The organism is Micromonospora sp. FIMYZ51, from assembly GCF_038246755.1.
GTDB lineage: Bacteria > Actinomycetota > Actinomycetes > Mycobacteriales > Micromonosporaceae > Micromonospora.
In genome coordinates this window covers 4,687,833-4,700,969 of the sequence record NZ_CP134706.1, presented here as the reverse complement: position 1 = coordinate 4,700,969, position 13,137 = coordinate 4,687,833, and the positions used below count along the sequence as shown (strand labels likewise).

11 protein-coding genes, 1 pseudogene and 2 riboswitches are annotated in these 13,137 nt (G+C 71.9%); of the genes and pseudogenes, 10 read left to right on the top strand and 2 right to left on the bottom strand.

Annotated features, from left to right (window positions below; all coding sequences use genetic code 11):
• Nucleotides 1–135: 135 nt before the first annotated feature.
• From QQG74_RS20980 to QQG74_RS20945, 8 genes are all read left to right on the top strand, one after another.
• Entirely contained in the window at nt 136–282 is a 147-nt protein-coding gene (locus QQG74_RS20980; RefSeq protein WP_341716479.1) for a hypothetical protein, read from the top strand.
• A 135-nt stretch (nt 283–417) separates the two neighbouring features.
• A riboswitch (cobalamin riboswitch) is annotated at nt 418–554 on the top strand.
• Nucleotides 555–649: 95 nt separating this feature from the next.
• The gene (locus tag QQG74_RS20975) at nt 650–1,693 is read left to right on the top strand and encodes a peptidase (RefSeq protein ID WP_341716478.1); all 1,044 of its coding nucleotides are present in this window, start codon (nt 650–652) and stop codon (nt 1,691–1,693) included.
• Between the two features lie 37 nt (nt 1,694–1,730).
• The gene (locus QQG74_RS20970; RefSeq protein ID WP_341716477.1) at nt 1,731–2,219 is read left to right on the top strand and encodes a hypothetical protein; all 489 of its coding nucleotides are present in this window, start codon (nt 1,731–1,733) and stop codon (nt 2,217–2,219) included.
• 77 nt (nt 2,220–2,296) lie between these two features.
• A riboswitch (cobalamin riboswitch) is annotated at nt 2,297–2,439 on the top strand.
• Nucleotides 2,440–2,556: 117 nt separating this feature from the next.
• Nucleotides 2,557–4,029, top strand: coding sequence for a cell wall anchor protein (locus QQG74_RS20965; RefSeq protein ID WP_341716476.1), 1,473 nt, complete (start codon nt 2,557–2,559; stop codon nt 4,027–4,029).
• Entirely contained in the window at nt 4,026–4,988 is a 963-nt protein-coding gene (locus tag QQG74_RS20960) for a hypothetical protein (RefSeq protein WP_341716475.1), read from the top strand. Before QQG74_RS20965 ends, QQG74_RS20960 begins: the two co-directional genes overlap by 4 nt.
• Nucleotides 4,989–5,022: 34 nt before the next feature.
• On the top strand, nt 5,023–6,234 hold the full coding sequence (locus QQG74_RS20955) for an energy-coupling factor transporter transmembrane protein EcfT (RefSeq protein WP_341721300.1): 1,212 nt from the start codon (nt 5,023–5,025) through the stop codon (nt 6,232–6,234).
• The gene (locus tag QQG74_RS20950) at nt 6,231–7,862 is read left to right on the top strand and encodes an ATP-binding cassette domain-containing protein (RefSeq protein ID WP_341716474.1); all 1,632 of its coding nucleotides are present in this window, start codon (nt 6,231–6,233) and stop codon (nt 7,860–7,862) included. The genes QQG74_RS20955 and QQG74_RS20950 overlap by 4 nt, the downstream gene beginning before the upstream one ends.
• Nucleotides 7,859–8,767 carry an ECF transporter S component gene (locus tag QQG74_RS20945; RefSeq protein ID WP_341716473.1) on the top strand — a complete coding sequence of 303 codons (909 nt, stop codon included), beginning with the start codon at nt 7,859–7,861 and terminating at the stop codon, nt 8,765–8,767. Before QQG74_RS20950 ends, QQG74_RS20945 begins: the two co-directional genes overlap by 4 nt.
• 472 nt (nt 8,768–9,239) lie before the next feature.
• Here the strand turns inward: QQG74_RS20945 and QQG74_RS20940 are convergent, their stop codons facing one another.
• Together QQG74_RS20940 and QQG74_RS20935 are read right to left on the bottom strand one after the other, a co-directional pair.
• Nucleotides 9,240–10,514 carry an MFS transporter gene (locus QQG74_RS20940; RefSeq protein WP_341716472.1) on the bottom strand — a complete coding sequence of 425 codons (1,275 nt, stop codon included), beginning with the start codon at nt 10,512–10,514 and terminating at the stop codon, nt 9,240–9,242.
• Entirely contained in the window at nt 10,511–12,232 is a 1,722-nt protein-coding gene (locus QQG74_RS20935) for an FAD-dependent oxidoreductase (RefSeq protein WP_341716471.1), read from the bottom strand. Before QQG74_RS20935 ends, QQG74_RS20940 begins: the two co-directional genes overlap by 4 nt.
• A 194-nt stretch (nt 12,233–12,426) precedes the next feature.
• Between QQG74_RS20935 and QQG74_RS20930 the strand changes: the two are divergent.
• Together QQG74_RS20930 and QQG74_RS20925 are read left to right on the top strand one after the other, a co-directional pair.
• A pseudogene (locus QQG74_RS20930) lies at nt 12,427–12,729 on the top strand (metalloregulator ArsR/SmtB family transcription factor); the annotation flags it as partial.
• Between the two features lie 45 nt (nt 12,730–12,774).
• A complete protein-coding gene (locus QQG74_RS20925; RefSeq protein WP_341721299.1) occupies nt 12,775–13,137 on the top strand; it encodes a metalloregulator ArsR/SmtB family transcription factor in 363 nt (120 codons plus the stop codon).

Here is a 13,137-nt window from a genome sequence, read left to right as displayed (position 1 = left end):
GCCGAGCGAACGCTCGCATGGCCAGCGTCCCGAGCATCGAGCCGGGAGCCAGCAGCCAGAATGCCCAACGCTTTGGTCGCCGCACAATCACCTGCCGGTGCGCCCGTACGATCCGACTACGGTCCGTCCACGCCCATGCCCCAGTTTCCGGGGTTTCTCGACCAACTGGCGATCGAAGCCCTCGATCCCCTGGTCACCCCGCCGTCCTGGCTCGCCGACGCCTGGAGCGATGACCCGGCATGGCGTCGAACCATCGACGATGCGCGGCACGACGTTCGGTAGCGGCCGGACTCGGACCTGTCGCAGGTTCGAGAGGTGAGGGGCACACACCTTGTGTGCGCAGCGGAACCAGCGCGGAGAAGTGACATAAGGTGTTTGTTCGGTTGCGGATTGACAGCGGCCGTATGGCGAACGAGACTGGCGCGACAACTGAACAGCCGCGTGTACGTGCGGGGGAAGTCCGGTCCAAGTCCGGCGCTGGCCCGCAACGGTAGGCCACCGGGGCGCATTCCCGGTGGCGAGCCCGAATACCTGCCGTACCCGTGAGTCCTGCTCCTCACCCGTCGTGGCCCACGGGTCGGAGGCCGGTCAACCGTGTCCTCACGGGCGGCCGGGTTCTGACGACCGCCGGGCCGGAAAGGCGCTTCCGATGGTCGTTCGCCTGAGCCGGCACCGCCTGCTCGCCCTACTCTGCGGTGTCGTCGCCGCCCTCACCCTCGCCACACCGGCGCTTGCCACCCCCATCCCGGTGGGTGCCGTCCGCTCGGATGCGGCCGCAGGTTGGTTGGCCCGCCAACTGGTCGATGGGGAACGCTTCGAGGCCGTTTTTGACGGCGTCGCGTATCCCGACCAAGGGCTGACTCTCGACGCGGTGTTCGCGTTTGCCGCTGCCGGTGTCGCCGACGACTTCGGCGCACCGGCACTCGCCTGGATTAGCCAGCCTAGTGTCCGGGACGGGTACATCGGCGACGGCACCACGGAGGCATACGCGGGCGCGACCGCCAAACTCGCGCTGGCCGTCGCGGTACGCGGCGGCGACCCGACCGACGTCGGGGGTGTGGACCTCATCGCCCGGTTGCGATCGCTTCAGACACCCGGTGGCCGGTTCACCGACCAGTCAGCGTGGGGCGACTTCAGCAACGCCTTCAGCCAGTCCTTCGCGATTCTTGCGCTGAAGCGGACCGCGCAGGGTGTGCCGGCGGTCGCCGCCGGCTGGCTGGCCGGCACCCGGTGCCCGGACGGCGGCTACCCCCTGCTGCCCGCGCAACCGGTATGCACCTCCGATGTGGATGCCACCGCCCTGGTGGTGCAGGCGTTGCGGGCCGCCGGCCGATGGGCCGACGCTGCGGCTGGCTTGCGCTGGCTGGTCTCCGTGCAACGTGCCGACGGCGGGTTCACCAACATCGACGGAGTAGCCAACGCCAACAGCACCGGGCTGGCGGCGCAGGCGCTGCGCGACGGTGGCCGGCCGCTGGCCTGGCTGCGGGCTCGCGTGTTCCTGGCCGGATTGCAGGTCGGCTGCACCGCGCCCCCGGCCAATCGGGGAGCGGTCGACTTCGACGGCGGCGCCTTCGACCCCGGCACTGCCATCCGCGCCACCGCTCAAGCCGTCCTGGGGCTGACCGGTACCGGATACGCCCGGCTCTCCACCACCACCGCGACCACCGGCGCACCCACTCTTGTCTGCCGCTGACCCCTCCGACACAACCCGTACCACCGAAGGAGTGTCCATGTTCCGTGTCCACAATCCCGTCCGTCGGTGGCTCGCGAGCCTTGTGGCGGCCGGTGTCGTCGCCGTCGGGCTGGTCGCTGTCGAGCCGTCTCCGCAGGTTGCCCAGGCCGCCGCGTGCACCGGGACGTCCGGAGTCACCGTGGTGGTCGACTACGGCTCACTCGGCGGCGGCGTCCAGGTGGCGTGTGCGCTCGGCGACCCGGCCACTGGGCTGGCCGCCCTACAGGGTGCTGGTTTCACGGTGACCGGTACGCAACGGTGGGGGTTGGCCTTCGTCTGCCGGATCAACGGCCAGCCGACCGCCGCGACGGAACCCTGCGTCAATACCCCGCCGGTCAGCGCGTACTGGTCGTACTGGCACGCCTCCGGCAGCGGTGCCGCGTGGACGTACAGCACGTCGGGAGCGACCAGCTACAACCCGGCGCCGGGCACGGTGGAGGGCTGGTCCTTCGGCTCCGGCGCGGCACCCAGCATCACCGCCCCCTGACGTGGCTATGTCCGCCATGAACCGTTGACGTGCCGGGTGTCGACCGCCACGCTGGCGCCGAGAGGCGACCAGGCGGTACGGTGGCGACACCCGGTGCGCCGGGTACACAACTGAATACGTCCTGTTCGGGGGGAAGCCGGTAGAAGCCGGCGCTGACCCGCAACCGTGAGCGAGACCTGTCTCGCGAGCCGGAATGCCCCGCACAGGACGAGCGGCTTCCACTGTCGAGGTCTACAGGGTGGAGTCCGGGCAACCGAGGTACGGCAATCCGTCGTGGATTGTCCTCCGCCGGTGCCTTCCGGAGCTTTCACCGACCGCTCTGCGAAAGGCACCCCGCATGCCCACGTTCCCGCTCCGGCGCCTCGGCGCCGGTCTCGGCAGCGCCACCGCCATGGCGCTCGCCATCGTCGCGGCCACCCCCATCGGCGTGACTGCCGCGCCGTCGCCGATCCACACCGCCGCCGCGCGCGACGCCGCGACCTGGCTCGCTGGTGAGTACGCCGACGGAGTTCTGCCAGGCCCTTTCGGCGGCGAGGACTGGGGGCTGAGCATCGACGGAGTGATCGCCCTCGCCGCCACCGGTGTAGCTAGCTCGACTCGGCAGGCGGCGACGGCGCAGATCGCTATGCACGTGCGGTCCTACAACAGCTACGACGACTGGGGCATCGAGAGCTTCACCGACGGCGGCGCCACCGCGAAACTGCTCTACGCCGCCTCCGCCGCCGGTGCCGACCCCACCGACTTCGGCGGCTGGGACCTACGCGCCGAGACCCTGGCCCTGATCTCCGGGGCGGGCACCGGCCACCAGCACGGCCGGATCACCAGCCGGACCACCGAGGCGACCGGCCCGGACCCGAGCAATACCTTCGACCAGTCCTTTGCCGTGCTGGGCCTGGCCCGCAGCGGTGGCGTGCCGCAGCAGACCGTCGACTTCCTCATCCGGCAGCAGTGCACGGCCGGCGGTTTCCGGCTCTATCCCGACGCGGACGGCGCGCCGTCGCCGTCCTGCGACGCTCAGGCCAACGCCACCCTCGACGTCGACTCGACCGCCATGGCCGTTCAAGCCTTGCTCGCGACCGACGTCACCGGCGCGGACGAGGCCGCACAGCGCGGCGCGGACTGGCTGGTGACGCAGCAACGCACCGACGGATCGTTCGGCGGGTCGGGGCCGACCAGTGGCGCGAACTCCAATAGCACCGGCCTCGCTGGGCAGGCGCTGGCCGCAGCGGGACGCGACGCCGAGGCGGCGCGGGCCGCGCAGGCCCTGGCGACGCTGCAGCTCACCACCGCCAACGGCGGCGCCGCGGCGGCCGATGCCGGTGCCGTCGCCTACGCCAGCGACGCGCTGACCGAGGCGGTACGCGAGGGAATCGCCGCGAACTTCCGGGATCAGTGGCGCCGCGCCACCGCCCAGGCGCTCCTCGGGCTGGCCCAGATACCGCTGGGCCGGATCGGCCTCGATCTGCCGCCCTCCGGCGAACCCACCTCGTCGCCAACCGTGCCACCGAGGCCGACGGGGTCGCCCACGCCCACCGCCGCACCAACGCCCTCTGGCTCACCGACCCTGACCGCGTCACCCACGCCGACCACCTCGCCCACCGGCGGTCCGACGCCGAGCGTCGTACCGTCGACACCCACGCCGACCGTGACAGCGTCGACTCCCACCTCCCCTGTCAGCAGTCCCGCCGCAGGCGGGCCGGGTCGCCTGCCGACCACCGGTGCGGCGATCGGCGGGTACGTGCTCATCGCGCTGCTGCTGCTCGGTGGGGGAGCGGTGCTGCTGGTGCTCGGCCGCCGGCGGGCCACATGAGCACCCGGGCGACCCGGACCGCGTTCGTTCTCGCCCTGGCCGCCACCACCGTCCTGGTCGGGCCAAGGCCGGCTGTGGCTGCCGGCAGCGCCGGCTACTGCCCGGACACCGGCGGCGTCACCGTCGTGGTGGACTTCAAGGAACTCGGTGGCGGCACGGTCGTCCGGTGTGCCCTCGGCGACCAAACCACCGGATTGGCAGCGTTGAAGAACGCTGGCTTTCAAATCACGGGCACGCTGCGCTGGGGCGAGGGGTTCGTCTGCCGGATCGGGGGCAAACCCTCGGCCAGCGAGGAAAAATGCGTCGATACGCCCCCGGCCAGCGCCTACTGGTCGTATTGGCACGCACCCAATGGCGGCAGCTGGACGTACAGCGACAAGGGTGTGCTCAACCGCAAGCCACCGGCAGGCAGCTTCGAAGGCTGGTCGTTCTCCCTGAACCGCAATTCCGACAACGCCCCCCGACCGGCGGTGGCACCCACCCGGCCAGCACCTCCGCCGCGCACCACGCCACCGGCACCACCTTCCCGCACCACACCACCGGCCCTGCCTGGGCGTACCACGGCACCGGCGTCTCCAGCCCGTTCCTCCTCGCCGCCGAACGTCCCACCACCGGTCGCCGGTGCCCCTGTCGGGTCGGCCGGGCCAGGCGGCAGCGCGCCGACCGGAGCGGTGGGCACGTCAGCCACCGCCGCCGCTGGTGCGACGTTCTCCGGAAGCCCGCCTGTCCCAGCGACGGAGGCATCGCCGACAGAGGCGGGCGGCCCGCCACTCGGGGCCGCGCCCGCAGCATCATCGGCCGAGTCGACGAACTCGCTCCCGCCGACCGAGACAACCGCCGCCCGCGACACCGACGGGCTACCGTTTGGCACCCTGGCTGGGCTGCTCCTACTGGTCGCGCTCGCTGGTGGCGGGGTCGTCGCGGCTCGCCGCCGGCGGGCCGCCGAACCGGATGACTGAGCAGGTCGCCGCTGGCAGCGGCGCAGTCCAGCGGATGTCGGTGGCACGGTTGGCGACCCGACCCGATACGGCGGGGCCCGGACGGCTGCCGCGGCTGCTGCATCCGGGCGCCTGGTGGCTGTGGGCGCTCGGCCTGGCGACCGCCGCCAGTCACACCACCAACCCGCTGCCTCTGGCGCTGCTCATCGCCGCCGCCGCGCTGGTGGTCGTCCGCCGCCGCGGCGACGCTCCCTGGGCGCTGGCGTTCCGGCTGTACCTGGTGCTCGGCGCGGTGATCGTGGCCATGCGGGTGGTGTTCCGCCTTGTCTTCGGCGGCGGACAAGGTGAGTTCATTCTGTTTCACCTGCCGGCGATCCCGCTGCCGGAATGGGCGGCCGGCATCCGACTGTTCGGGCCGGTCGCCGCCGAACAACTTCTCGGCGGCTTCTACGACGGACTGCGCCTGGCGGCGATGCTCGTATGCCTCGGTGCCGCCAACGCCCTGGCCAACCCGAAGCGCCTCCTCAAGGCGGTTCCCGGCGCCCTTTATGCGGTCAGCACAGCCGTGGTGGTCGCGCTGTCGGTGGCTCCGCAACTGGTCGAGAGCGTGCTGCGGGTACGCCGGGCCCGCCGGCTGCGTGGTGCTGCCGGACAGGGTCTGCGCGCCCTGCGGGGCATCGCCCTGCCGGTGCTGGCCGACGCCCTGGACCGATCCCTTGTCCTGGCGGCGGCTATGGACTCCCGCGGCTACGGCCGCACCGCCGCGATACCGGCCGGCCAGCGAGCTCTCACCGGTGGGCTGGTGCTCGTCGGGCTGGTCGGTGTCTGCGTTGGCACGTACGGGCTGCTCGATGCCACCGTGCCCGGCTACCTCGGCTTGCCGATGTTGCTCGCCGGGCTGGCGGCGGCCGTCATCGGGATGCTGCTGGCCGGCCGTCGGGTCCGCCGTAGCCGCTACCGGCCGGATCGCTGGCGGATCACGGAACTCGCCGTCGCGGGCTGCGGGGTGGCCGGCGCCGCGGTGATGATGGGCGCCGGATCCGTGGACCCGTCCCGGCTTTACCCGCCGGTCAGCCCGCTGACCTGGCCTGAACTGACCTCGCTGATGCTGCTGGCCGTGGTGGTCGCGGTGGCGCCGGCCTGGCTGGCACCGCCGCCGACGCTGGCGGCAAGCCCTGCTTCGCGACTGCCGTCCACCCCACCACTGAACCGTACGGCCCGTAGCGCACCGAGCCGCGACACCACGCAGCCGGAGGCGCGCCGATGATCGAGTTTGACCGTGTCACCGTCCACTACGCCGAGACCCGCGAACCGATGCTGCGCGAGGTGAACCTGCACATCCCTGAGGGAGAGCTGTGCCTGGTCGCCGGCCGCACCGGTGCCGGCAAGTCGACCCTGCTGCGGGCCATCAACGGGCTGATGCCGCACTTCACCGGCGGCACCCTGTACGGCACCGTCACCGTGCAGGGCCGCGACACCCGCAGCTACCCTCCACGCGACCTGGCCGACGTCGTCGGAGTCGTCGGCCAGGACCCGCTCGCCGGCTTCGTCACCGACACCGTCGAAGAGGAACTGGCCTACGGCATGGAACAACTCGCCCTGCCCGCGTCGGTCATGCGTAAGCGCGTCGAGGAGACCCTCGACCTGCTCGGCATCGCGGAGCTGCGAGACCGCCCACTGCGGACGCTCTCCGGTGGGCAGCAGCAGCGGGTTGCCATCGGCGCGGTGCTCACCAGCCACCCGCAGGTGCTCGTTCTCGATGAGCCGACCTCCGCCCTGGACCCCACCGCAGCGGAGGACGTGCTGGCCACCGTCACCCGCCTGGTCCACGACCTCGGCGTCACCGTCGTGGTGGCCGAACACCGCCTCGAACGTGTCGTGCAGTACGCCGACCGGCTGCTCTACCTGCCCGGCGACGGCACCGTCGTCGACGGCGAACCGGCTGCCGTCCTCGCCGACATCGACCTCGCCCCACCACTTGTCGAACTGGGCCGTGCCGCGGGCTGGGCACCCTTGCCGCTGTCCGTACGCGACGCCCGCCGCCGCGCATCGGACCTGCGGCAGCGGCTCGCCGACGCCACTCCACCGCCGGTGGCGTCGGCACCTGATGGCCTCTTGGCGCTGACCGCCCGCCAGATCGTGGTGCGCTACCCCGGCACCGTCGCGGTTGCCGGCGTCGACCTCGATTTGCACTGTGGCCAGGTCGTCGCGCTGATGGGCCGCAACGGCTCCGGTAAGTCCAGCCTGCTCTGGGCGTTACAGGGCAGCGGGCCCCGACAGGGCGGCACGGTCACCGTCACCGGCCCCGACGGCATCACCGACCCGAAGACACTTGCCGCCGGCCGGGCCCGACGACAGGTCGGACTGGTCCCGCAAACCCCGGGAGACCTGCTCTATCTGGAGACGGTGGACGCCGAATGCGTCCAGGCCGAACGCGAGTCCGACGCTCCGGCGGGCACGTGCCGTGGCCTGCTCGACCAGCTCACCCCGGGGCTGCCCGGCGACCAGCACCCACGCGACCTGTCGGAAGGGCAGCGGCTGGCCCTCGCCCTAGCCGTCCAGCTCACCGCCACACCACCGGTCGTGCTGCTCGACGAGCCCACCCGAGGACTCGATTACCTCGCCAAACGGCAGTTCACCGCCATTGTCCGGCGGCTGGCCGCCGAAGGCCGAGCGGTCGTGGTCGCCACCCACGACGTCGAACTCGTCGCCACGCTCGCCGACCGGGTCGTCGTGATGGCACAGGGGGAGATCGTGGCCGACGGCACCGCCGCCGAGGTCATGCTCGCCTCACCCGCGTTCGCCCCGCAGGTCGCCAAGGTTCTGGCACCTCAGGCCTGGCTGACCGTGGAGCAGGTCACCGCCGTGCTGGCCGACGCCGGAGCACGGGGATGACGACCGCCCTGCGGGTCGCCCCGCGTACGGCCGTCGTCCTGGCTCTGGCCTCCGTCGCCGCGCTGGCCACCTTCAGCTGGCCGTTCTTCGTGCCAGCCCAACCCGAAAGCATGGCCCGCACCACTGAGGCGCCGCTGGTCTTCGTCGCCGTACTACCCGTACTCCTGGCCATCGTCCTGGCCGAACTCAGCTCCGGCGGCATCGACAGCAAGGCCCTGGCGATGCTCGGCGTGCTCGCCGCCGTCAACGCCGCCTTACGCCCCCTCGGCGCCGGCACCGCCGGCATCGAGACGGTGTTCTTCCTACTCGTCCTCGCCGGCCGGGTGTTCGGGCCCGGCTTCGGGTTCCTGCTCGGCGCCACCTCGCTGTTCGCCTCCGCCCTGCTCACCGCCGGCGTAGGCCCGTGGCTGCCGTTCCAGATGCTGGCCGCCGCCTGGATTGGCCTCGGTGCTGGACTGCTACCGGCCCGGCTACGGGGCCGGGCCGAGATTGCTGTGCTGGCCGGTTACGGTGCGATCGCCGCCTACGGCTACGGACTGCTGATGAACCTGTGGTTCTGGCCCTTCAGCACCGGCGCGGACACCCAACTCTCCTACGTCGCTGGGGCACCGGTCCTGGAGAACCTGCACCGCTTCGCCGTGTTCACCGCCGTCACCTCCACCTTCGGCTGGGACACCGGCCGCGCCGTTACCACCACTGTGGCAATCGTCCTGGTCGGACCCGCCGTCCTGGCCGCCCTCCGCCGCGCCGCCCGCCGCGCAGCCTTCGACGCACCGGTCACCTTCGCCACGAGACCAATGCCTGCACGGAGCGCCTCCGCGCCGGATGTCGGCTGTGGCATGCGGCGGCGGGGGGCTGGACAGCAATCTTGCGTCGAGGGTGGTGCATCACCAGCCGGGCGGTAGCCGACAGTCTCGGCGTGGTCGCCTTGGCGACCGCCATCAGACGGCTGCCAGGCGGATCTGCTGCTCATGCTCGGCGAGGCCGGTGCGCTCCTGGTCGTGAACTATCCCGACCGCACGGGGCGTCGAGGTCGTCGATCGCGCACAGGTCGCAGGAGTAGTTGCCAGGCCAGGCTGCGAACCACCGCGACGTGCCCGCGACGCCCGCTCGCAGGCATGCACGTCCATGCCTGGCGACCCGCTGCCTTCGTTGCCGACCTACGTCCAGCGAATGCGCGCGGAGGTCGCGCACGCGGTGGCAGGAGCGGTTGGGCCTGGACGTGCTCGTGCACGGCGAACCGGAACGCAACGACATGGTCCAGTACTTCGGGGATCAACTCGACGAGTTCGCCGCCACCGACCATGGCGGGGTGCAGTCCTACGGCTTCCGCTGCGTACGCCCGCCGATCGGCGTCCCTGATGCGCGTTCGCGTCATCACGGCCCGGTGGCCTGGCGGTTGGCCGCCGGGTGGGAGATCACGGTGGCGATGGCGGCGGCTGCGATGGCGCAGCAGGTCGCGACGGCGGCCAGGACCGGGGTGTAGCTGTCGGTGGTGGCATGCAGGGCCGCCGCCGCGAGGGGACCTGCGGCTTTGGCGAGGGTCATGGGGACGACGAGGACGCCGGCCAGGGTGGCGTATCGGCGGGTGTCGTAGCGTTCGGCGAGGATCACCGGCTTGGCGATGGTGGCGACGCCGAAGCCGATGCCGAAGCCGATGACGGCACCGATCGCGCCGCCGGTACTGGCGCCGATGACGGGCAGGGCCAGCGCGGCGGCTGCTTGGACGGCGAACACTGTCGCGGTGACGATGGTGGTGGGATAGCGGCGTTGCAGCCCGGTGGTGACCAGCCGGCCGGCCACGGACAGCACCCCGAGTAGTCCGGCGATCCCGGCGGCGAACGCGGGCGGATGGCCGAAGGAGACGAGCGCGGCGACCAGGTGCACGGTCAGCGCGCTGATCGCGGCGGTGTGCGCGGTGAATCCGGCGGCCAGCAGCCAAAATGCGCGGTCGGCCAGTGCCGCCCGTACAGCGAACGTCCCTGCGCGAGTGCCGTCGGCCTGGTGCGGGCTCGCGGTCGGGCTGTTAGGGATGCGGGGTGGCCGGCGCACGGTCAGGACGTGTAGTGGCACGGTGGCTGCCTGCACGGCGGCGAGGACGAGCAGGGTGGTGCGCCAGTCGTGGGTGGCCACCAGCCAGCCGGTCAGGGGCAGGAAGATGGTGCTGGAGAAGCCGGCCACCACGGTCAGTGCGAGCAGTGCGGTGGCGCGCTGCTGGGGGGTGAACCAGGCGATGACGACGGCGAACGCGGCTTCGTAAAGGCTGGCGGCGCAGGCGATGCCGATGCCGATCTGTATCGCGTAGAGCTGCCATACCGTGTCGATGCGGCTGAACAGCAGTAGCAGGACGACGCCGGCTGCGGAGCCGGTGGTCATCAGGGCACGGCCACCGTGGCGGTCAAGCCACCGGCCGACCGGCACGGCCAATATGGCGCCGGTCAGGACGCTGGCGGTGAATGCTCCGGTGACCGTCGTGGTGCTGGTGTGCAGGTCGGTTGCCAGAGGGATGAGCAGGACGGCGAAGGCGTAGTAGAGGGTGCCGTAGCCGATGGTCTGGGTGATGGCGAGCGCGGCGACCATGGTCCGTCCGCGGCTGTCCCCGCCGGCGTCGATGTGGCCGGCGGGGACGTCGGTGGCAGGGCTGGTGGTCACCCGCAGCAGCCGCCACCGGAGGAGACGGCGACCAGGCCGACCTCGGCGCGCGGCAGAGCGGCCTCTGTGGTGTCCTGGCTGGTGTCGAACTGGTTCCCGGCGAGGGCGGCGAGTTGCAGTGCGACGTCGGGGTCGACTCTGAGTTCGTCGGCGGCGGCGCGGGTGGCGGCGGCGACCGTGCCGGCGGTGGGCAGGTGGCGCAGGGCCGCGGAGATGAGCCGGTTCGGGATGTCCGGGTCGAGGCCGTATCGGGCGGCGGCGTCGTCGAGCATTGCCTGGTAGCCCTGGGTGGCGGAGCAGACGCCAGTTTCGGGTAGGTCGAGCTGCACGTCGCGGGCGGCGGTCCAGTCCCCGGCGAGGGCGGCGGTGATGGAGCGGACCTGCTCGTAGCCGGTGGCCATGAGGAAGGTCGGGGCGCGGCCGTAGGACTTCATACCGACGGCGAAGTAGCCGGGCTCCGGCTGGGTGAGCTCGTCGACGCCGTGCGGGCGGACGGTGCCGCAGGAATGCTCGTTCGGGTCGATCAGCGGCGCGAGGGTCCGGGTGCAGCCCAGCGCGGGGTCCAGGTCGAGACGCAGCTCGGCGGCGATGGTGTGGTCGGGCCGGAAGCCGGTGGCGGCGATGATCCGGTCGGCGGCCAGGGTACGCCCGTCGGCGGCGGTCAGCTCGGCGTGCCCGTCGACGGCGGTGACGGCGTGCACGGCGAAGCCGGTGACCAACCGGACGCGGCCGGAGTCGACGAGCAGCTTGATCCCGGTGCCCAGCGCGCCACGGCCGGGCAGCGCGTCGGCGTCGCCGCCACCGAGCGCCCGATCGACCGAGCCGCCGCGGGTGGCCCAGGTGATGGTCGTGCCCGGCTCCTGCTCGGCCAACTCGGCGAGCGCGAGCAGCGTGTTCGCGGCGGAGTGTCCCGCGCCGACGACGACGCTGTGCCGGCCGGAGAACCGATCGCGGTCGGCGCCGAGCACGTCGGGCAGCGCGCCGTCGATCAGCGTCGCGGTCTGCGGGTCGGTCTCACCGTGCGCGGGCAGGCCGTTGGCGCCGAGCACGTTCGGGGTGCGCCAGGTGCCGGAGGCGTCGATCACCGCCGAGGCGAGCACGTCCTGGCCGGTGGCGAGCCGCACGACGAACGGCGCATACTCGCGGCCGGCGGTCTTGACCCGGTCCACGCCGACGCGGCCGATCGCCGCGACCGGCGCGTCGTAGCGGACGTGCGGGCCGATCTGCGGCAGCGTGGCCAGGGGTTGCAGGTACGCCTCGACCAGGTCCGCGCCGGTGGGCAGCGTCTCGGGGTCGGGGGCGGCCCAGCCCGCGGCCTCGAGCAGTCGGCGGGCGGCATGGTCGACGTTGTAGCGCCATGGCGAGAACAGCCGCACGTGCCCCCACTCGGCCACGGCCGCCCCGGCCGAGGGCCCGGCCTCCAGCACGGTGAACGGCAGTCTCCGCTCGTGCAGGTGCGCCGCCGCCGCCAGCCCCACCGGGCCGGCGCCGATGACCACGACCGAGTGCGGCCCGTCGACCCGCCCGGTCTGACCGGTCACCCCGGTCGTCCGCGCCGCCACGGTGTCATCAGCGACGGATGATGCGTCGCTGGTGCCGCAGCAGCCCGCGCCCGCGGCGACCGCCTCGGTCTTCGCGCCCGGGTCGCAGCAGGCATCGGCCTGCTCGGCGGCCTGCGCGGTGCCGCAGCACGGCCCGGCGCTCTGATCCTCGCTCATGATGGCGACTCTCCCTGCTTCCTGACGTGGGCAAACCGTTCCGCCGGACACCGCGCCCAGGCGATCACGCAAGCCGGCCGACAGCCGGGACCCGCTTCAGGGCAGGCATCAGCCCTCACTGATCGGTGTCTCGAACCTTGTCGAACCGACGTCCCTACCTTGCATCGCTGTTAGACACCTGTCAAGCTAGACGCATGTCGGTTCTTCCCGTGTTGGACACCACGGCGGCGCAGGGCTGCTGCCCGCCCCTGTCAGTGCGGCCTCTCGCGCCACAGGTCGCCGGTGAGCTGGCGCCGCTGTTCAAGGCCCTGGGCGACCCGGTCAGGCTGAGGCTGCTGTCGCTCATCGCCTCCACCACGGAGATTTGTGTCTGTGACCTGACCGATGCCTTCGACGTGACCGGGGCGACGATCTCGCATCACCTTCGGGTGCTGCGCGAGACCGGCATGGTCGACTGCGAGCGCCGGGGCACCTGGGTCTACTACTGGGTGCGCCAGGAGGCGTTGAACCTGCTCGGCAACCTGCTGACCAGCGACACCGGCATGCCGGCCGTCACCGCGTCCGAAGCCCCGGGCACTCATCTCGACTTGCATCAGGGCGCGCTGATATCAGCTAATCCTGATGTGGTGCGGTTGTTGGCGGACCCGCTGCGGGCGCAAATCGTGCAGATCCTCGCTGCGGGGCCAGCGACGACGTCGCACTTGGTCGCGGACACTGGCGCGAAGCAGCCGAACGTGTCCGGACATCTCAAGCTGCTGCGCGAGGCCGGCGTCGTGACCGCCGAGCCCCGCGGGCGCTTCACCTACTACCGGCTCATCCCAGACGCTTTGCAGGGTGCGGCACTGCACCTGGCCGACCTCGCCGCGCGGGCCCTGGCCCACTCCGAGAACTTCAGGACCTGCTGA

Excerpts from the sequence above, each read along its gene's own strand:
- QQG74_RS20980 (WP_341716479.1), top strand. The coding sequence starts at position 136 with ATGCCCCAGTTTCCGGGGTTTCTCGACCAACTGGCGATCGAAGCCCTC.
- QQG74_RS20975 (WP_341716478.1), top strand. The coding sequence starts at position 650 with ATGGTCGTTCGCCTGAGCCGGCACCGCCTGCTCGCCCTACTCTGCGGT.
- QQG74_RS20970 (WP_341716477.1), top strand. The coding sequence starts at position 1,731 with ATGTTCCGTGTCCACAATCCCGTCCGTCGGTGGCTCGCGAGCCTTGTG.
- QQG74_RS20965 (WP_341716476.1), top strand. The coding sequence starts at position 2,557 with ATGCCCACGTTCCCGCTCCGGCGCCTCGGCGCCGGTCTCGGCAGCGCC.
- QQG74_RS20960 (WP_341716475.1), top strand. The coding sequence starts at position 4,026 with ATGAGCACCCGGGCGACCCGGACCGCGTTCGTTCTCGCCCTGGCCGCC.
- QQG74_RS20955 (WP_341721300.1), top strand. The coding sequence starts at position 5,023 with ATGTCGGTGGCACGGTTGGCGACCCGACCCGATACGGCGGGGCCCGGA.
- QQG74_RS20950 (WP_341716474.1), top strand. The coding sequence starts at position 6,231 with ATGATCGAGTTTGACCGTGTCACCGTCCACTACGCCGAGACCCGCGAA.
- QQG74_RS20945 (WP_341716473.1), top strand. The coding sequence starts at position 7,859 with ATGACGACCGCCCTGCGGGTCGCCCCGCGTACGGCCGTCGTCCTGGCT.
- QQG74_RS20935 (WP_341716471.1), bottom strand. The coding sequence starts at position 12,232 with ATGAGCGAGGATCAGAGCGCCGGGCCGTGCTGCGGCACCGCGCAGGCC.
- QQG74_RS20925 (WP_341721299.1), top strand. The coding sequence starts at position 12,775 with ATGCCGGCCGTCACCGCGTCCGAAGCCCCGGGCACTCATCTCGACTTG.